The 17,010-nt window shown below is 65.0% G+C and carries 20 protein-coding genes; 7 read left to right on the top strand and 13 right to left on the bottom strand.

The features are described 5' to 3' along the window. Positions 1-54: 54 nt before the first annotated feature. From recR to acnA, 4 genes are all read right to left on the bottom strand, one after another. Positions 55-648 carry a recombination mediator RecR gene (recR, locus tag RBB18_RS13580; RefSeq protein ID WP_306112635.1) on the bottom strand — a complete coding sequence of 198 codons (594 nt, stop codon included), beginning with the start codon at positions 646-648 and terminating at the stop codon, positions 55-57. 16 nt (positions 649-664) lie between these two features. Beyond that, positions 665-1,009: a YbaB/EbfC family nucleoid-associated protein gene (locus tag RBB18_RS13585; protein ID WP_103763102.1), complete on the bottom strand. Its 345-nt coding sequence runs from the start codon at positions 1,007-1,009 to the stop codon at positions 665-667. Positions 1,010-1,168: 159 nt separating this feature from the next. Then, positions 1,169-2,107, bottom strand: a complete 939-nt coding sequence (locus RBB18_RS13590) for a Hint domain-containing protein (RefSeq protein WP_306111545.1) — start codon at positions 2,105-2,107, stop codon at positions 1,169-1,171. A 353-nt stretch (positions 2,108-2,460) separates the two neighbouring features. Continuing rightward, the gene (gene acnA, locus RBB18_RS13595; protein ID WP_306111544.1) at positions 2,461-5,250 is read right to left on the bottom strand and encodes an aconitate hydratase AcnA; all 2,790 of its coding nucleotides are present in this window, start codon (positions 5,248-5,250) and stop codon (positions 2,461-2,463) included. Positions 5,251-5,471: 221 nt separating this feature from the next. Between acnA and RBB18_RS13600 the strand changes: the two genes are divergently transcribed. Further along, positions 5,472-6,185, top strand: coding sequence for a thioredoxin family protein (locus RBB18_RS13600; protein WP_306111543.1), 714 nt, complete (start codon positions 5,472-5,474; stop codon positions 6,183-6,185). A 111-nt stretch (positions 6,186-6,296) separates the two neighbouring features. On the opposite strand, the gene RBB18_RS13605 is transcribed toward RBB18_RS13600, so the two are convergent. After that, a complete protein-coding gene (locus tag RBB18_RS13605; protein ID WP_306111542.1) occupies positions 6,297-6,998 on the bottom strand; it encodes an HAD family hydrolase in 702 nt (233 codons plus the stop codon). A 92-nt stretch (positions 6,999-7,090) separates the two neighbouring features. On the opposite strand from RBB18_RS13605, the gene clpS reads away from it, so the two are divergent. From clpS to hemF, 4 genes are read left to right on the top strand one after another with little or no spacing between them, the layout of a single operon-like run. Then, entirely contained in the window at positions 7,091-7,429 is a 339-nt protein-coding gene (clpS, locus tag RBB18_RS13610; RefSeq protein WP_103763109.1) for an ATP-dependent Clp protease adapter ClpS, read from the top strand. A gap of 1 nt (position 7,430) precedes the next feature. Then, positions 7,431-8,432: a class I SAM-dependent methyltransferase gene (locus tag RBB18_RS13615; RefSeq protein WP_306111541.1), complete on the top strand. Its 1,002-nt coding sequence runs from the start codon at positions 7,431-7,433 to the stop codon at positions 8,430-8,432. A 45-nt stretch (positions 8,433-8,477) separates the two neighbouring features. After that, positions 8,478-9,278, top strand: coding sequence for an SDR family NAD(P)-dependent oxidoreductase (locus RBB18_RS13620; protein ID WP_103763111.1), 801 nt, complete (start codon positions 8,478-8,480; stop codon positions 9,276-9,278). Between the two features lie 44 nt (positions 9,279-9,322). After that, positions 9,323-10,210, top strand: coding sequence for an oxygen-dependent coproporphyrinogen oxidase (gene hemF, locus RBB18_RS13625; RefSeq protein WP_103763430.1), 888 nt, complete (start codon positions 9,323-9,325; stop codon positions 10,208-10,210). 145 nt (positions 10,211-10,355) lie between these two features. Here hemF and RBB18_RS13630 read toward each other — a convergent pair whose 3' ends face one another. From RBB18_RS13630 to RBB18_RS13665, 8 genes are all read right to left on the bottom strand, one after another. Then, on the bottom strand, positions 10,356-11,288 hold the full coding sequence (locus RBB18_RS13630) for a lysophospholipid acyltransferase family protein (protein WP_103763112.1): 933 nt from the start codon (positions 11,286-11,288) through the stop codon (positions 10,356-10,358). A 31-nt stretch (positions 11,289-11,319) separates the two neighbouring features. Beyond that, complete coding sequence (nthA, locus tag RBB18_RS13635) at positions 11,320-11,970, bottom strand: nitrile hydratase subunit alpha (protein WP_103763113.1); 651 nt, start codon at positions 11,968-11,970, stop codon at positions 11,320-11,322. 1 nt (position 11,971) lies between these two features. Then, a complete protein-coding gene (locus RBB18_RS13640; protein WP_103763114.1) occupies positions 11,972-12,244 on the bottom strand; it encodes an SH3-like domain-containing protein in 273 nt (90 codons plus the stop codon). Further along, positions 12,241-12,576, bottom strand: a complete 336-nt coding sequence (locus RBB18_RS13645) for an SH3-like domain-containing protein (protein ID WP_306111540.1) — start codon at positions 12,574-12,576, stop codon at positions 12,241-12,243. Before RBB18_RS13645 ends, RBB18_RS13640 begins: the two co-directional genes overlap by 4 nt. 70 nt (positions 12,577-12,646) lie before the next feature. Next, positions 12,647-12,871 (bottom strand): hypothetical protein, encoded by a 225-nt coding sequence (locus RBB18_RS13650; protein ID WP_306111539.1) that lies wholly within the window; start codon positions 12,869-12,871, stop codon positions 12,647-12,649. 71 nt (positions 12,872-12,942) lie between these two features. After that, positions 12,943-13,353 (bottom strand): hypothetical protein, encoded by a 411-nt coding sequence (locus tag RBB18_RS13655; RefSeq protein WP_146050015.1) that lies wholly within the window; start codon positions 13,351-13,353, stop codon positions 12,943-12,945. Beyond that, entirely contained in the window at positions 13,329-15,101 is a 1,773-nt protein-coding gene (locus RBB18_RS13660) for a DNA polymerase III subunit gamma/tau (RefSeq protein ID WP_371931655.1), read from the bottom strand. The genes RBB18_RS13655 and RBB18_RS13660 overlap by 25 nt, the downstream gene beginning before the upstream one ends. A gap of 76 nt (positions 15,102-15,177) precedes the next feature. After that, positions 15,178-15,570, bottom strand: a complete 393-nt coding sequence (locus tag RBB18_RS13665; protein WP_103763118.1) for a YidH family protein — start codon at positions 15,568-15,570, stop codon at positions 15,178-15,180. Between the two features lie 98 nt (positions 15,571-15,668). Here RBB18_RS13665 and RBB18_RS13670 point away from each other — a divergent pair, with 98 nt between their 5' ends. Together RBB18_RS13670 and RBB18_RS13675 are read left to right on the top strand one after the other, a co-directional pair. Continuing rightward, positions 15,669-16,499, top strand: coding sequence for a neutral zinc metallopeptidase (locus tag RBB18_RS13670; protein ID WP_306111538.1), 831 nt, complete (start codon positions 15,669-15,671; stop codon positions 16,497-16,499). A 12-nt stretch (positions 16,500-16,511) separates the two neighbouring features. Then, entirely contained in the window at positions 16,512-16,994 is a 483-nt protein-coding gene (locus tag RBB18_RS13675) for a protein-tyrosine phosphatase family protein (protein ID WP_103763120.1), read from the top strand. The last annotated feature ends 16 nt before the right edge of the window (positions 16,995-17,010 follow it).

Raw genomic sequence — 17,010 nt, forward strand, 5'->3', positions numbered from 1 at the left:
GTGGGTTATCACCCACCCTACGTGGGATTGCGGACAGGTCGGGTCAGGCGCGGGTCAGAGTGCCTTTCGCGCGTTGAGGGCCGCGGTGATGGTGCCATCATCGAGATAGTCGAGCTCGCCGCCGACGGGGACGCCCTGCGCCAGCGAGGTGAGGGTGACGCGGTCTTCGAGCTGGTCGGCGATGTAGTGGGCGGTGGTCTGGCCGTCCACGGTGGCGCCGAGTGCGAGGATGACCTCGGAAATGTTCTCCGTTTCGATGCGGTCGACCAGCCTGGGGATGCGAAGCTGCTCGGGGCCGACCTGATCGAGCGCCGAGAGCGTGCCGCCAAGCACGTGGTAGCGGCCCTTGAAGACGGACGCGCGTTCCATCGCCCAGAGGTCGGCGACGTCTTCGACCACGCAGAGCATGCCGTTGGCACGTTTATCGGACAGGCAGATATCGCAGGTCTCGGTGGTGCCGACATTGCCGCAGACGATGCATTCGCGGGCGGTCAGCGCGACCTGGCCCATCAGGTCCGCAAGCGGCGAGAGCAGCAGTTCGCGCTTGCGGATCATGTGCAGCACCGCACGCCGGGCCGAGCGGGGGCCGAGGCCCGGCAGCTTGGCCATCATCTCTATCAGGGCATCGATGTCGCGGGTGGAGTTCATGAGGGCGGGAGGCGCCTCAGAACGGCAGCTTCATGCCTTCGGGCAGGCCCATGCCCTCGGTCAGCTTGCCCATCTCTTCCTGCGCCTTTTCGTTAGCCTTCGCCTGGGCGTCCTTGATGGCGGCGAGGATCAGGTCCTCGACCACTTCCTTGTCGTCGGAGTTGAAGATCGAGGGGTCGATATCGAGGCTTTTCAACTCGCCCTTGGCGGAGCAGACGGCCTTGACCAGCCCCGCGCCGGATTCGCCGGTGACGGTGATGTTGTGCATCTCTTCCTGCAGGTCGGCCATCTTGGTCTGCATTTCCTGCGCGGCCTTCATCATTTTGCTCATGTCGCCAAGCTGGCCTAGTCCTTTGAACATCTGTCTCTCCCGGGGTTTGAGGGCTGTCGGGACATAGATACGGGCCGTGGGGGGTGTCGGCAAGGGGAGGGTGTGGGTTTGAGGGGCGCGCGCGTGGGTTATCACCCACCCTACATGGTGTCGGGTCGTGTGCGCGGGGAAGCCGCCCCTCTTTAGTGTTCAGGCCGCGTGCATTTCCGCAATGCACAGCCGATCCCGGATCGCCTGCGGCACCAGCCGTGCGGCGCTGATACGGGGATAGGCCATTTCGTTGATTGTGCGGTCCTCGCCGTAGAGGTCGACATACTCGCGGTAGTTACTAAAACTCTGCCTTCCGACGTAGTCTATGAAGGTCTCGGCAGGGGCGCCATTGGCAAGGATGATGTCGTGGTTCTCGGTCTCGATATGGTAGTAGGTCAGACGGTTCGGCAGCTCGGCGGTCGGCACGAGGGTAATGGTCTCGCCGTTTACCAACGCGCCTGCAGTGATCACCAGCCCGTCAAGGATCATCCCATGATCTGCCGTTACTGTCAGGTCGTTGTGCGGCAGTCCGTCGCCCAAAGCGCCCGCTTTGATGCGCACAGGTGCGACGGCCGCGCCAGAGAAGAACGGCAAACGGGTCTGTCGTCCGATCCATTTGACCGGCACCGCGCGGCCCTTTGCGGTGGTCACAAGGTCGCCGGCGCACAGCGCTTCTACCGCGGTTTCTCCGTCAGGGGTGGCGATCAGCGTGCCCGCGGCAAAGCAGGTGGCAAAATCGTCCGTGGAGCGCGAGTCGTAGACGATCGGTTGCGGGAAATTGAAGTCCGACACAGAAAGATAGTCCGGAACAACGATCAGCACCTGAATGATGTTCGGATCCACAAAGCTGGCCGCACCTTGTACCAGGGCCAGTTCCATCGTGCCGCCTCCGACCATGTCCACGTTCAGGGTGCCCAGATATGGCAGTTGCTCGCCCGAGACCGTGGCGACGATTTCGTTCTCCGAAAAGAACATGTCGCCCACACCATTCCCGTCGTCGAAGGTGAAGTTTTGCACCGAGGTTCCCTCGAAGAACGTGTCGGTGTTCGTGGTGTTCACCTGGTAGGACGCGAAGCCTGAAATCTCATAAGTTGCCATGTGGCACCTTTTTTTTGCCTGGGGTCATCGAAACATTTTCGCGCAGACCGGTTGAAATGGAATGCTTGCAAAGCTGATCGGCCAATGTCGACCGGCAAAACGAAAATACTTCGGAGAGGTGTGACTTCTGCAACTGACGATGCTGGGTCATGGGCAAAGCCTTGTGGTCCGTTAGCCCCGAAAAGACGCGTTCAAGCGGGGCGTCCCAACGGTGTCCCGCCAAGCCTGGAGCGGTGGCGAGACCCCTTGGCGCAGAGGCGGCCGTCGCGTGATCGTCTGGGCATACAAAAAGGCCCCCGGATCAAGCTTCGGGGGCCTTTCTGCGATGTGGTTAGATGCGGACCGAAGGGGCGTTACTCCGCCGCCATCGGCGCCTGTGCCAGGTTGCGCAGCACATAGTGCAGCACGCCGCCGTGTTCGACGTATTCGATCTCGATCGCCGTATCGATCCGGCACTTGAGAGTGATCTCTTTCGTCGTGCCATCCTTGTAGGTGATCGTGCAGGGCACCTCGGCCTGCGGCTTGATGTCGTCGAGGCCGTGGATCGAGACCTCTTCCTCGCCGGTCAGCTCCAGCGTCTTGCGGGTGTCGCCGCCGGTGAACTCGAACGGAATGACGCCCATCCCGACGAGGTTCGAACGGTGGATACGCTCGAAATTCTCGGCGATGACGGCCTTGACGCCCAGAAGTGCGGTGCCCTTGGCGGCCCAGTCGCGCGAGGAGCCCGCGCCGTATTGCTCACCGCCGAAGATCACGAGCGGCGTGCCTTGCTCCTGGTAGGCCATTGCGGCGTCGAAGATCGAGGTCTGTTCGCCGTCGGGGCCCTTGGTGTAGCCGCCTTCGACGCCGTCCAGCATCTCGTTCTTGATGCGGATGTTGGCGAAGGTGCCGCGCATCATCACCTCGTGGTTGCCGCGACGCGAGCCGTAGGAGTTGAACTCGCGCACCGGAACCTGGCGTTCGCGCAGGTATTCGCCGGCCGGGGTGGTTTCTTTGAAGGACCCCGCGGGCGAGATGTGGTCGGTCGTGACCATGTCGCCCAGAAGCGCCAGAACGCGGGCGCCCTCGATATTGGAAATCGTGCCCGGGTCCTTGCTCATGCCCTGGAAGTAGGGCGGGTTCTGGACGTAGGTCGATTGCGGCGGCCAGTCGTAGGTTTCGGCGTCTGAGGTCTCGACCTGCTGCCATTTCTCGTCGCCCTTGAAGACGTCGGCATACTTGGACTGGAACGCCTCGCGCGTGACGGTCTTTTCGACCAGTTCGGCGATTTCGCTTTGCGACGGCCAGATGTCCTTGAGGTAGACGTCGTTGCCGTTCTTGTCCTGGCCCAGCGGGTCGTTGGCGATGTCGACATTCATGTCGCCCACCAGCGCATAGGCCACGACCAGCGGCGGCGAGGCGAGGTAGTTGGCGCGCACGTCGGGCGAGATGCGGCCCTCGAAGTTGCGGTTGCCCGACAGCACCGAGACGCCGATCAGGTCGCTGTCGTTGATGCATTTCGAGATCGGTTCGGCCAGAGGGCCGGAGTTGCCGATGCAGGTGGTGCAGCCGTAGCCCACGAGGTTGAAGCCGATGGCGTCGAGATCATCCTGAAGCTCGGCCGCCTCGAGGTAGTGCGACACGACCTGAGAGCCGGGCGCGAGCGAGGTCTTGACCCAGGGCTTGCGCGTCAGGCCAAGCTCGTGCGCCTTGCGGGCCACGAGGCCGGCGCCGATCATCACGTAGGGGTTGGAGGTGTTGGTACAGGACGTGATCGAGGCGATCACCACCGAGCCGTCATGCAGCTGGTGCTTGTGGCCCGCCTCGTCGGTGTACCAGCCTTTCTTGTGGTGGCCTTCGTTGCCGGGGATATCGCGCGGCTCGGGCGCGCCGCCTTCACCTTCCCAGCGGGCCTCGGTGTCGGGGCCGGCATCCTTGCCTTCGCGGATGCCTTTGACATAGGCGTGGAAGGCCGATGCGGCCTTGTCGAGCGCGATGTAGTCCTGCGGGCGCTTGGGGCCGGAGATGGCGGGTACGATGGTGCCCATGTCGAGATGCAGCGTGTCGGTGTAGACCGGGTTGTAATCCGATCCGCGCCAGAAGCCGTTTTCCTTGGCGTAGGTTTCCACCAGCGCGATGCGGTCCTCGTCGCGGCCCGTCTGGCGCAGGTAGCGCAGGGTTTCGTCGTCGATCGGGAAGAAGCCGCAGGTGGCGCCGTATTCGGGGGCCATGTTGGCGATGGTGGCGCGGTCGGCCAGCGGCAAGGTGTCGAGCCCGTCGCCGTAGAACTCGACGAACTTGCCGACGACGCCTTTCTCGCGCAGCATTTCCACGACCTTCAGCACGAGGTCGGTGCCGGTGGTGCCTTCGACCATCTTGCCGGAAAGCTCGAACCCGACGACTTCGGGGATGAGCATCGAGATGGGCTGGCCCAGCATTGCGGCCTCGGCCTCGATCCCGCCGACGCCCCAACCGAGAACGGATGCGCCGTTGACCATGGTAGTGTGACTGTCGGTGCCCACGAGGGTGTCAGGATAGGCGACGGTTTCGCCGTTCTGGTCCTGGTCGGTCCAGACCGTCTGGGCGAGGTATTCGAGGTTCACCTGGTGACAGATGCCGGTGCCCGGCGGCACCACGCGGAAGTTGTTGAACGCCCCCTGGCCCCATTTCAGGAACTGGTAGCGTTCCATGTTCCGCTCGTATTCACGGTCGACGTTCATCTGGAAGGCGCGGGGGTTGCCGAATTCGTCGATCATGACCGAGTGGTCGATCACCAGGTCGACGGGGTTGAGCGGATTGATCTTTTGCGCGTCGCCGCCCAGTTCCTTGATCCCGTCGCGCATCGCGGCGAGGTCCACCACGGCGGGCACGCCGGTAAAGTCCTGCATCAGCACGCGGGCGGGGCGGTAGGCGAGTTCCTTGGTGCCCTTGCCGCCGTCCTTGGCCCAGTCGGAGAAGGCCTTGATGTCATCGGTGGTGACGGTTTTGCCGTCCTCGAAGCGCAGCATGTTTTCCAGCACCACCTTGAGCGCGGCGGGCAGCTTGGAGAAATCGCCCAGGCCCGCCTCTTCGGCGGCGGCAATGGAATAGTAGGCGACGGAGGTGTCACCGACCTTCAGCGTCTTGCGGGTCTTGGAGGAGTCGTGGCCGACTGTAATGGGCATTGGTGGATATCCTTTCACGTATGAAGGCAGGATTGTCTGGCTTGCTTCTGACCCAAACCTGAGAGTCGTTCAAGAGGGGTTTGGCGTTTATTGTATACTATTGCACACAATTTGTGAATGTTACAGTTTTCACGCGACTCTCTCGAAACCTTGATTGGCAGTTTCATGCCGTGATGAATACTCAGAAGCGACGTCACGAACAAATAGGTAGAGCGCCAGGCATGAAAATCAGCAGACTGATCACGGGGCTTGCGGCTGTTGTGCTGTTTTTCGCGGCACCGGCGATGGCGCAGGAGGCAGACCGCCCCGTGGTGGTGGAACTGTTCACCAGCCAGGGCTGTTCCTCGTGCCCGGCGGCGGACAAGTTCTTTCACAAGCTGGCGGGGCATGAGGGCGTGATCGCGCTGTCGCTGCACGTGGATTACTGGGATTACATCGGCTGGAAGGACAGTTTCGCGAACCCGGCGTACACCAAGCGCCAGCGGGCCTATGCCAAGGCGGCGGATCGGCGGGTGGTTTATACCCCGCAGATGGTGGTCAACGGGGCCGATGACGTGGTGGGCAATCGGGCGATGGACGTGGTGGACGTGATCGACCGGCACCGGCGGCTGCCGCGCACGGTGGACCTGGACCTGATGCGGCAGGGCGAGACAGTCGTGGTGGAGGCGGAGCGCCTGGTGGAGCTTGACGGACCGCTTACGGTGCAACTGGTGCGCTACAGGCCCGAAAGCACGGTGCATATCAAGCGCGGCGAGAACGCGGGCCGGACGATCAGCTATGCCAACGTGGTGACCGAGATGCGAAGCCTGGGCGATTGGGACGGGGCCGCGCCGTTGCGCGTCGAGGCGGAAGCCGGGGGCGATGCGCCGGTGGCGGTGCTGTTGCAGAACAAGGGCGGCGCCGGGTTGATCGAGGCGGCGGCGGTTCTGGAGTAGGTTTGACCGTTGGGGTGTGGTGGGTTTTCACCCACCCTACGCGGGAAGCGTCGACCGAGGCACGCGTGGGTTTCACCCACCCTACATTTGCGAATTGATGTCGCGCGGCTGTCAGCCGATTTCCTGTACCAGCGCGGGCAATTCGCCCAGGTTCTTCACCTTTCGGAACCGCGTGGCATCTTCGGGCGCGTCGTCCACCTCGTAGCCCCAGGTCAGGTCGTGGGGGACGTGCACGCCCCAGCCGCCCGCCGCGATCACCGGGTTCACGTCCGAGCGCAGGGAATTGCCGGCCATCAGCGCATGGGCCGCGCCATCGCCGTGGCGGTCGAAGATGCGGGTGTAAACCTGAGGTGTCTTGTCCGACACGATCTCGACCGCGTCGAAAAGGTCGCCCAGGCCGGACTGGGCCAGCTTGCGCTCCTGGTCGAGAAGGTCGCCCTTTGTAACAAGAAGCACGCGGTGGGTGCCGGCCACCGCCTCGACGGCGTCTCGGGCGTGGGGCAAAAGCTCGATGGGGTGTTCCAGCATCTCGCGGCCCGCAGCGATCAGTTCGGAGATGACCGAAGCGGGCACGCGGCCGTCGGTAACGTCGATGGCGGTTTCGATCATCGACAGGGTAAAGCCCTTGATCCCGAATCCGTAATGCCCGAGATTGCGTTTTTCGGCGGCCAGCAGGTGCTCTGCCAGGTGGTGTCCGTCGACGTAATCGCGCAGGAGATCGGCGAATCTGTCCTGGGTCAGCTTGAAGAAGCGTTCGTTGTGCCAGAGCGTGTCATCGGCATCGAATGAGATTGTCGTGAGAATTTGCGACATTGCGACCCTTGTCCAGGATGCGCCCCCTTTTCAGACGCACTCGGGAAGTTATATAAACCGCTCACGAAACGCCATACGCGCAACGGGGATTGATGCAGCATCAGGTGATCATGTCGGGCAAGGACGATGACGGCGACGGCGATGCCGCCGTGGTGGTCGATACCAAGCCCAAGACCAAGCGGCCACCGCTTTACAAGGTGTTGCTGCTGAACGACGATTATACCCCGATGGAATTCGTCGTGGCAGTGCTGGAACGGTTCTTCGGCATGAACCATGCGCAGGCGTTCGAGATCATGCTGACCGTGCACAAGAAAGGTGTCGCGGTGGTCGGCGTCTTCAGCCACGAGATCGCGGAGACCAAGGTGGGGCAGGTGATGGATTTCGCCCGGCGCCACCAGCATCCGCTGCAATGCACCATGGAAAAGGAATAAGGTGAGCACGGCATCGCGCCTGTCGCTGGCCGTGGAGGATGGCACCATCGCGTGGCCCGAGGGCGCGCGGGTGGCCGTGTTTGCGCCGCGCACCGGGGCGGACCTGTCGGCGCTGCCCAAGGACCGCACGCAGGTCATCACCCGATTCCGGCCCGATTGGGAGGCGTTCCAGGCCGCCGGATGGGACTGTGTGCTGGAGGCCGAGGGGCGGTACGGTGCGGCGGTGGTCTTTGCCACGCGCGCGAAGGCGTTGTGCCAGGGTTTGATCGCGGAGGCCGCCAGCGTCAGTGACGGGATCGTCGTGGTGGACGGGGCCAAGACGGACGGGATCGAATCGATCCTGAAAGCCTGCCGCGGCCGGGCCGAGGTGTCGGCGCCGCTGTCGAAGGCGCATGGCAAGCTGTTCACCATCGACGCCGGGTCTGACTTTTCCGACTGGGCGCTGGCCGAGCACATGACGGTGGAGGAGGATGGCAAAACCTTCGTCACCGCGCCGGGGGTTTTCTCGGCGGACGGGGTAGACCCGGCCTCGCGCCTTTTGGCCGACGCCCTGCCAGAGAAGCTGGGCGCGCAGGTCGTCGATCTCGGCGCGGGCTGGGGGTACCTGGCGCATCACGTACTGCGCCGCGAGAGCGTGCAGGCGCTGCACCTTGTCGAGGCGGATCATGTCGCGCTGGACTGTGCGCGCCAGAACGTTAGCGACGCACGCGCCGCGTTCCACTGGGCCGATGCGCTGACCTGGGCCGCGCCGGGGCCGCTGGATGCGGTGGTGATGAACCCGCCGTTTCATATCGGACGATCGAGCGACCCGGGTCTTGGGCGCGCCTTCATTCGGTCCGCGGCGCGGATGCTGTCGCCGCGCGGGCAGCTTTTCATGGTCGCCAACCGGCATCTGCCCTATGAGGGCGATCTTTCGGCGGCGTTCGGTGATGTGCGCGAGATCGGCGGCGACAACCGGTTCAAGATCGTGCAGGCGGCAAGACCGGCTCGCACCCGCGGCTGAGTTGCGCTAGACAGGTCCGACGGGCCATCAGGGAGAGATCGAGCCATGTCCTTTTCGATACAGGGAAAGACGGTCATCGTGACCGGCGCGGCGAGCGGCGTGGGCCTCGCCATCGGGCGGCATTTCGTCGACAAGGGGGCGAACGTGATGTTCGCCGACATGAACGAGAAGCTTCTGAAGCACGAGCTGGGCGAGAACGAGGATGGCGCGAACAAGCGCTGGTTCGCGGGGGATCTGCGGGAAAAGCTGACGCAGGCGAACCTGTTGTCGGCGACGATCGACGCCTTTGACGATGTGGACGTTCTGGTGAACGCGTGGCGGCAATTGCTGCCGTCGGACCCGCTGAACCCCGATGACGACGCGGTGGAGCAATTGCTGAACCAGAACCTGATGACGGCGCTGCGGCTGAGCCAGCTGGTGGCGAAACGGATGATCAAGCAGGCGGAAGGGCAAGAGGAAGGCCCGGTGGGCTCTATCGTGAACCTGTCGTCCATTGCCGGGCGGCGGACGCATCCCGACCTGCTGGGCTATTCCATCGCGTCGGCGGCAGTGGACCAGATGACCCGCAGCCTGGCCGTGGCGCTGGCGCCGCACCGGATCCGGGTGAACGCGGTTGCTTTCGGCTCGGTCATGAGCGCGTCGTTGAAGGACACGTTGCGCGACAACAAGGACTTTCGCGAAGATATCGAGGCGCATACGCCCCTGGGGCGGATCGCGGCGCCGAACGAGATGGCGGAGGCGGTGCAGTACCTGGCCTGCGACGGATCGAGCTTCATGACCGGGCAGATCATGACGGTGGATGGCGGCCGGTCGCTGCTTGACCCGGTGTCGGCCCCGGCTCACTAATGCGCTCGTCCGCCCGGATGGGCGGGCCCGCTGAAGGAAGTACGATGACAGACATGAACGAACAGAAAAGCCGCGCAGCAACGTGGTTTCACCAGCTGCGCGACGAGATCGTCGCGGCGTTCGAGGCGCTGGAGGACAGCCAAGTAAACGGCCCGCTGTCGGACGCGGAACCGGGGCGGTTCGAGGTCAAGCCGACCAAACGCACCAGCGACGACGGTTCGGACGCGGGCGGCGGGCTGATGAGCGTGATGCGCGGCGGGCGCGTGTTCGAGAAGGTGGGCGTGAACGTCTCGGAAGTGTTCGGCCAGCTGGGAGAGCAGGCGCAGAAGGCGATGGCGGCGCGGGGCGTGCCGGGGATGCAAGACGACCCCAGCTTCTGGGCGAGCGGAATCAGCCTGGTGGCGCATATGCAGAACCCGCATGTGCCGGCGGTGCACATGAACACGCGGATGTTCTGGACGCCCCATGCGTGGTGGTTCGGGGGCGGATCGGACCTGAATCCTTGCATCGAGTATGACGACGACACCACGCATTTCCACGACCAGCAGAAGGCGCATCTGGATCCCCACGGGGAAGATATCTACCCGGCGCTGAAGGCCTGGGCGGACGAGTATTTCTATATCCCGCACCGCCACCGGGCGCGGGGCGTGGGCGGTATTTTCATGGATGACCGCAACACCGGCGACTGGGAGGCGGATTTCGCCCTGACACAGGATATCGGCCGGGCCTTCCTGAAAGCCTACGTGCCGCTGGTGGAAAAGCGCCGCGCACAGGACTGGAGCGACGCCGACAAGGAGGCGCAGCTGGTGCATCGCGGGCTTTATGCCGAATACAACCTTGTCTACGACCGGGGCACCAAGTTCGGGTTGGCCACGGGGCATGATGCCGATGCGGTGCTGATGAGCCTGCCGCCGCTCGCGAAGTGGACCTGAGCGCGAAAAGAGTTTCATGCCTCCGGCGGGAGTATTTCGGAACAGTGAAACAGTGATCGGCTTCACTGTTCGGTCAATACTCCGGGGTGCTCGAGGGGCTGGCCCCTCGACGAATAATAGAGTGCGGCGCAGCCGCACCTTTGGATCAGGCTTTCTCTTCCAGTTCGCGCAGGTAGTCGGCGCCGCGCTCGGCCATAGGGCCGGTGCCATCTTTCCAGCGCCGGTGAATCCAGAACCATTGTTCCATGTTGTCGCGCACGGCCGCTTCCAGCCGGGTATTGAATTCGCGGGTCATGGTAACCGGGTCGGAATGTGCGATGGGCGTCTCAGTGTGGATGGTGAAGTGGAGGCCGTCAGGATCGCGCAGTCCCCAGACCGGGACCAGCAGGGCGTCGAATTTCAGCGCCATTTCGGCGGTGGCGAGGGACGTCAGTGCGGGCTTGCCGAAGAAGTCGAGCGGCACGCCGTCATGGGCGTTGAGGTCGTTCAGGATCGCCAGCACGCCGCCCGAGCGCAGGTGCTTGACCATTTGCATCATGCCTTTGCGCCCCTGTTCGAACATCGGTTCACTGAGGGCGGCCATGGCGCGGACGTAATGCGTATTGAAGGGCCGGTTGGCCATGGGCCGGTAGAACACGCCCATGTTGAAACCCTGTTCCATCATCGCCATGCGCGCGGCATTGAAGCTGCCGAAATGGCCGGTGACGAAGATGACCGGGCGGCCGGCGTCGCGGGCGGCACGGATATCGGGCAGGCCGGGGCCGACGACGGGCGACTTGCGGGCGTGGTCGGGGAACTCGGGCGAGTAGAGCTCCATCATGTTGCGCCCGGCGTTGTCGGGCACGCGGCGGGCCAGTGTCTCGATTTCGGATCGCGACAGGTCGGGGCGAACGAGGGCGAGGTTTTCGCGCACGCGATTGCGATAGCCCGCGAGCGGCGCCAGGATGCGCGTGGTCAGCCACGCCGCGAAGGGCACACGCCAGCGGTAGGGCAGAAGGCCGGCCATGCGGATGGGGGCCACGAGGACCGCGCCGGTCAGGCGTTCGCCGAGGGGGATTTTTTCGGGCTCGCTGCTCATGGGCAGGGGATACGCCGGGGGCGGGGCTGCCTCAAGTGTTTTCGGGCACGAGGGCCAGGCCGGTGCCGATCATGGAGTCGCGGGTGACCAGTCTGGCCAGCGCGGCGGCGTCCATGCCATCAGTGCCTTCGGGCCGGGCGGGCAGCACGATGTAGCGCATGTCGGCGGTGCTGTCGTGGACGCGGATTTGCGTCGTCTGGGGCAGCTCCACGCCGAATTCGCGCAGCACCGCGCGGGGTTCGCGGACCGCGCGGGAGCGGTAGGCGCGGGTCTTGTACCAGTCGGGCGGCAGGCCCAGCAGGTTGCGCGGGTAGCACGAACAGAGCGTGCAGACGATCATGTTGTGGGTGTCGGCAGTGTTCTCGACCGCCACGAGGTGCAGCGGCCCGATGTCGAAGCCCATTTCGCGCGTGGCATCGCCGGCATTGTCCATGAGCCGCGCCTTGAACTCCGGATCGGTCCAGGCGCGGGCCACCACGGCGGCACCGTTGGCCGGGGAGCGGGCATCCATGGCGTCGATCTGGGTGGCGATCTCTGCCGGTGTGAGGTGGCCCTTTTCGATCAGGAGTTCGCGTACGGCGATTTCCATGCGCTGGAAATAGGTGAGGGGGGCGTCGTTGTCCTGCCGGTAGGGGTGGCCGGAAGGCGAGAGATGATCATGGTCGTGGTGGTCGTGCGGCATGTCAGGCCTCTTCCAGCCAATGGTCGTAGATTTCGGCATCCAAGGTATCGGTGGGGTTTTCCGCGGCGTCGCCCCAGAGTTCGGCCATGGAAAAGCGGACGCGGTAGAGGGTCTTTTCGGCTGCGGGCAGGCCGTAGGCGAGTTGCTCTGGGTTCTTGAAGCGCCCGAGGATGCGCTCGATCTCTCCGGTCTTGCCGCGCAGGTAAAAGGGCGCGCGGATGTGGCCCGGCGGGGTCATCGTCTTCACGCGGACCTTGGTGCCTGCGGACGTCATTCCTGCGCCTCGCCATAGGTTGGGCCGCGTTTGGCGATTTCTTCCATGCGCTGGCCCAGTTCCTCGAGCGTGTAAACGCCCGCCTCGACCAGGTTCTGGTTCGTCGCGGCGATCCAGCGGTCGTAATAGGAGTATTTCTCGAACGCGTCCTCGCCCATGTCCTCGAGCGCGCGCCTGAGGCCGTCGACGGTGAAGAGACCCTTGGCGCCGCAGAGCACCATGAGGGCGTCGACGCGTTTTTCCCAAAGGGCGAAGTCGTGGCTTTCCATCGGGATGGGGCCGGCGGAGTGTCCGCCCATGTCGTGCCAGCGGCGTTCAGGAGTATCGGTCATGGTCGCAGGTTAGGACGGCGGGGCGGGGCCTGTCCATGGGTTTGCGCGAGCGCGTGGGTTTTCACCCACCCTACGCGATGTAGCCTTCGCCATTGCACAGCCCGCAGCGGGTGGTCTTGCGTCCGAAGCAGCCGTCGCAGCGATCATGAATGGGTTTCCCGACGCGGTCGAGCCGCCGATGCGTGGTACCGTGGCCAAAGCAAACCTGACAGGGCGCCTGTCCCGATCCGGTGCAGCGGTGGCCGCGGCGCATCTGCGGGTGCTCTTGGTAGAGTCTGTTGAATCCGACTTTCATGACAAGGTCCTTTTCCCCGCCATACCCCGTGAATCGGGCATTTTGAGGGCCGGATCGCGGCCAGCGCGGTGTCAGCCCTTCGCGTCCTCGTCGCGTGGTTTGCCGGTGTAGAGCAACAGGCCCACGCCGATGGCCATGACGATGGCGACGAAGAGTGCCGGGGATCCGATGCAGCCTTCCTGCGCTGCGGCGATGCGCTGGCCGCCGGTGGGGTCGTAGATCGTGAAGGCCGAGACGAGGAGGCTCCAGCCGACAAAGACCGCCAGCGCGCCCCATGCGCTGCGAAAGCGCAGAACGAGGGCGGAGGCAAGGAGCAGGGCCAGCGCGGCGGGTGAGCCGAAGAGCAGGATCGCCTCTTCCCATGCCGGGACGGGCGCGCCGTCCCAGTCGGGGCGGACCTTGGCGCAGACCTCCTGCGCGCGGGCAGTGGCGGGCAGGATCAGGGGCGCGGAGAGGATCAATCCTCTTCGAAGGGGTCCCATTCGTCGTCCACTTCGGGTAGCGCGTCGGCCTGGGCCTCGGCGGCGATGTCCTCGGGCGTGCGGATATCGTCGATGCGGGCCTCGGGGAAGGCGGCGAAGACGGCTTGGACCAGCGGGTGTTCGCGGGCCTCGGCCTCGAGCGCGTTGCGGGCGGCGTCGCGCACCTCGGCGATGGTCTCGCCCCCGCCTTCGTTCACGACCGTGACGCCCCAGCGGTTGCCGGTCCAGGTCTGCAGGCGGGTGCCGAGACGGGCCGCGAGATCGCGGGGGGCGTTTTCCGTGGGGACGAATTCGATGCGGCCCGGTTGGTAGGCGGCGAGGCGCAGCGAGGTCTCGACCTCGACCAGCAGCTTGACGTCGCGATGGGCGCGGATGAGTTCGACCACGTGGTCGAAGGTGGGGTAATGCGCGAGGGAGGCCTCGGCCTGCGTCGCCAGCGCAGTGACGCCGCCACCGTTGCCGCCACCGGTGGTTTGCGTCGGGGCATATCCGCCGGACTGGGACGCGGGGGCGCCATGGGTTTCGCCGCCGTTGCCGCCGCTTGGCGGTGTGGGCGCGGGGCCGTTGGGCGGCCCGGAGGGAGGATTGTCACGCAGCCGGCGCACGAGGTCCTCGGGCGAGGGCAGGTCCGCGACGTGGGTCAGGCGGATGATCGCCATCTCAGCCGCCATCATGGAGTTGGGCGCGGCGGCGACCTCCTCCAGCGCCTTCAGAAGCATCTGCCACATGCGGGTGAGCACGCGCATCGGCAGGGCCTCGGCCATCTGGCCGCCGCGGGTGCGCTCATCGGGGCCGATGGTGGGGTCCTCTGCGGCCTCGGGCGTGATCTTGACCACGCTGACCCAGTGGGTGACTTCGGCCAGGTCGCGCAACACCGCCATCGGGTCGGCGCCTTCGGCATATTGCGACGAAAGCTCGGTCAGGGCGCCGGCCGCGTCGCCCTTCATCACAAGATCGAAGAGGTCCATGACGCGGCCCCGGTCGGCGAGGCCCAGCATGGCGCGGACCTGTTCGGCGGTGGTCTCGCCCGCGCCGTGGGAGATGGCCTGATCGAGCAGCGAGGTGGCGTCCCGCGCCGAGCCTTCGGCGGCGCGGGTGATGAGCGCGAGCGCGTCCTCGGCGATTTGTGCGTTCTCGTTGCCGGCGATGCGGCGCAGGAGGTCGAGCATCACCTCGGGTTCGATCCGGCGCAGGTCGAAGCGCTGGCAGCGCGACAGGACCGTCACCGGGACCTTGCGGATCTCGGTGGTGGCGAAGATGAACTTCACGTGCGCGGGGGGTTCCTCGAGCGTCTTCAGAAGCGCGTTGAACGCGCCCGTGGAGAGCATGTGAACCTCGTCGATGATGTAGACCTTGTAGCGGGCCGAGGCCGCGCGGTAGTGCACGCTTTCGATGATTTCGCGGATGTTGCCGACGCCGGTATTCGAGGCCGCGTCCATTTCCAGCACGTCGACATGCCGGCCTTCCATGATTGCCTTGCAATGCTCGCACTCGCCGCACGGGTCGGTGGTGGGGCCGCCCTCGCCATCCGGGCCGATGCAGTTCATGCCCTTTGCGATGATCCGGGCGGTGGTCGTCTTCCCCGTGCCGCGGATGCCGGTCATGATGAAGGCCTGCGCGATGCGGTCGGCCTCGAACGCGTTCTTGAGCGTGCGCACCATCGCGTCCTGCCCGACGAGATCGGCAAAGGTCTCGGGGCGGTATTTCCGGGCCAGCACCTGATAGCCGCTGTCTTGGGTGTCGCTCATGCCACGCCTTTTGGGATTCGAATTTGCGGGCAGAGTAGAGGCGACACGCGCCGGGGTCCAGCAGGGGGTGCGGGGATCACAGGCTCCAGAGGATGGCGCCGGTGGCGAGGGTGGCCAGCGTCATCAGGCTTGCCAGCAGGGTGAAGTTTTTCGTGGGCATGGGCGCGGCATCGTAGGTTTCCATGCTGCTGATGGTCTTGCGGGCCTGGTTACGGGCGGCCCAGAACACGACGATGGCGATGACGAGAAAGGCCGATGCCACGGCCTTGGCGGCCCAGGTGGGCTCGAACGCGCCGAACACGGCCTTGAGGCCAATGGCGACGCCGACCGCACCCAGCCCCGTGCCCATCCAGCTGTTGAAGGTGCGCTCGTTGGCAAGGATCGTGCGGTCCGACGCCCAGTCGGTGCGATTCTCGGCCCACCTGGTTTTCTTGTCCTGCTCGCCGTGGTCGGCGTCGTCCTGTGGCATTCCCGGCTCCTTGCGAAATTTTCGTTCATATTCAGTATATCCGAAAGAACGAAAACCGGGCTATGTTGGTTGCGGTTCATCGTCCTTGGGGGGACATCATGCGGTTGAAAGGGTTTCGGCGCAGCCGGAATATCGAGGATCGGCGCCGGTCCGGCGGGGGTGGGTTGCAGCTTGGCGGAGTCGGTCTGCTGATCGTGCTGGCAATCGGGTATTTCGCCGGAATCGACGTGACGCCGCTGTTGGAAGGCGCGGGCGGACAGCAGAGCACCCCGCGCGAGATCAGCGCCGAGGACGAGGCGGCGGCGGAGTTCACGTCGCGCGTGCTGGCCACCACCGAAGAGGTCTGGGACCAGGTGTTCGAGCAGCAGCTGGGCGAGAGCTATGTGCCGCCGGTGCTCGTGTTGTACGCGGGTGTGACACAAAGCCCCTGTGGCGGGGCGTCGGGGGCGACGGGGCCGTTTTACTGCCCGGCGGATCGCAAGGCGTATCTGGATACCGAGTTCTTCGGCACGCTGTCGCGCGAGCTGGGGGCGAAGGGGGATTTTGCGGCGGCCTACGTGATCGCCCACGAGGTGGCGCATCACGTGCAGAACCAGTTGGGCATCCTGCCGGAGGTGAACCGCGCCCGGCAGCAGGCCAGCCAGGTGGAGGCCAACCGGCTGACGGTGCGCCTGGAATTGCAGGCCGATTGCCTGTCGGGAGTCTGGGCGCGGTCGGTCGAAGGGTTGCTGGAGCCGGGCGACATCGAGGAGGCACTGAACGCGGCGCGGCGGATCGGGGACGACCACCTGCAGAAACGCGCGGGTCGGGTGCCGCAGCCGCATACCTTCACGCATGGCACGTCCGAGCAGCGGTCGCGCTGGTTCGCCACAGGTTACGAGAGCGGCGACGTGCGGTCCTGCGACACGTTCGCAGCGGATCGTCTCTGAGGGCCGGGCGGCATGTCGCAGTTCGTCATATACGCGTTGCCGGTGGCCGAGGGCATTCTTGGCATCGCCCCGATGCCGGGCAGAGGCGGGCATTGGGACGACGATTTGCAGCATCTCGCCGATTGGAAGCCTGCGCTGGTTCTTTCGATGACCACCGTGTCGGAACAGGTCAGCCACGGCCTGACGGATATGGGGGCCGAGATCCAGGACAAGGGCACGAGGTGGATCCACCTGCCTGTCGAGGATATGGGCGTGCCTGCGCCGGAGCGGATCGAGGAGTGGCACATCGCCAGCAAGACTGCGCTGGCCGCACTGCAGGGCGGGGGGCGCGTGTTGATCCACTGTTTCGGAGGCTGCGGGCGCTCCGGTATGGCGGCGCTGCGCCTGATGGTCGAGGCCGGCGAGGACGCGGACGAGGCATTGGAGCGGTTGCGCGCGGTGCGGCCCTGCGCGGTGGAAACCGATGCGCAGTTGAAGTGGGCGCGCGCGGGCTGAAGCGGGGGGAAATTTT

The sequence above is a fragment of the Roseovarius sp. MMSF_3298 genome, from assembly GCF_030733705.1.
Classification (GTDB): Bacteria; Pseudomonadota; Alphaproteobacteria; order Rhodobacterales; family Rhodobacteraceae; genus Roseovarius; species Roseovarius confluentis.

Excerpts from the sequence above, each read along its gene's own strand:
- recR (WP_306112635.1), bottom strand. The coding sequence starts at position 648 with ATGAACTCCACCCGCGACATCGATGCCCTGATAGAGATGATGGCCAAG.
- RBB18_RS13585 (WP_103763102.1), bottom strand. The coding sequence starts at position 1,009 with ATGTTCAAAGGACTAGGCCAGCTTGGCGACATGAGCAAAATGATGAAG.
- RBB18_RS13590 (WP_306111545.1), bottom strand. The coding sequence starts at position 2,107 with ATGGCAACTTATGAGATTTCAGGCTTCGCGTCCTACCAGGTGAACACC.
- acnA (WP_306111544.1), bottom strand. The coding sequence starts at position 5,250 with ATGCCCATTACAGTCGGCCACGACTCCTCCAAGACCCGCAAGACGCTG.
- RBB18_RS13600 (WP_306111543.1), top strand. The coding sequence starts at position 5,472 with ATGAAAATCAGCAGACTGATCACGGGGCTTGCGGCTGTTGTGCTGTTT.
- RBB18_RS13605 (WP_306111542.1), bottom strand. The coding sequence starts at position 6,998 with ATGTCGCAAATTCTCACGACAATCTCATTCGATGCCGATGACACGCTC.
- clpS (WP_103763109.1), top strand. The coding sequence starts at position 7,091 with ATGCAGCATCAGGTGATCATGTCGGGCAAGGACGATGACGGCGACGGC.
- RBB18_RS13620 (WP_103763111.1), top strand. The coding sequence starts at position 8,478 with ATGTCCTTTTCGATACAGGGAAAGACGGTCATCGTGACCGGCGCGGCG.
- hemF (WP_103763430.1), top strand. The coding sequence starts at position 9,323 with ATGACAGACATGAACGAACAGAAAAGCCGCGCAGCAACGTGGTTTCAC.
- RBB18_RS13630 (WP_103763112.1), bottom strand. The coding sequence starts at position 11,288 with ATGAGCAGCGAGCCCGAAAAAATCCCCCTCGGCGAACGCCTGACCGGC.
- nthA (WP_103763113.1), bottom strand. The coding sequence starts at position 11,970 with ATGCCGCACGACCACCACGACCATGATCATCTCTCGCCTTCCGGCCAC.
- RBB18_RS13640 (WP_103763114.1), bottom strand. The coding sequence starts at position 12,244 with ATGACGTCCGCAGGCACCAAGGTCCGCGTGAAGACGATGACCCCGCCG.
- RBB18_RS13645 (WP_306111540.1), bottom strand. The coding sequence starts at position 12,576 with ATGACCGATACTCCTGAACGCCGCTGGCACGACATGGGCGGACACTCC.
- RBB18_RS13650 (WP_306111539.1), bottom strand. The coding sequence starts at position 12,871 with ATGAAAGTCGGATTCAACAGACTCTACCAAGAGCACCCGCAGATGCGC.
- RBB18_RS13655 (WP_146050015.1), bottom strand. The coding sequence starts at position 13,353 with ATGGGACCCCTTCGAAGAGGATTGATCCTCTCCGCGCCCCTGATCCTG.
- RBB18_RS13660 (WP_371931655.1), bottom strand. The coding sequence starts at position 15,101 with ATGAGCGACACCCAAGACAGCGGCTATCAGGTGCTGGCCCGGAAATAC.
- RBB18_RS13665 (WP_103763118.1), bottom strand. The coding sequence starts at position 15,570 with ATGCCACAGGACGACGCCGACCACGGCGAGCAGGACAAGAAAACCAGG.
- RBB18_RS13670 (WP_306111538.1), top strand. The coding sequence starts at position 15,669 with ATGCGGTTGAAAGGGTTTCGGCGCAGCCGGAATATCGAGGATCGGCGC.
- RBB18_RS13675 (WP_103763120.1), top strand. The coding sequence starts at position 16,512 with ATGTCGCAGTTCGTCATATACGCGTTGCCGGTGGCCGAGGGCATTCTT.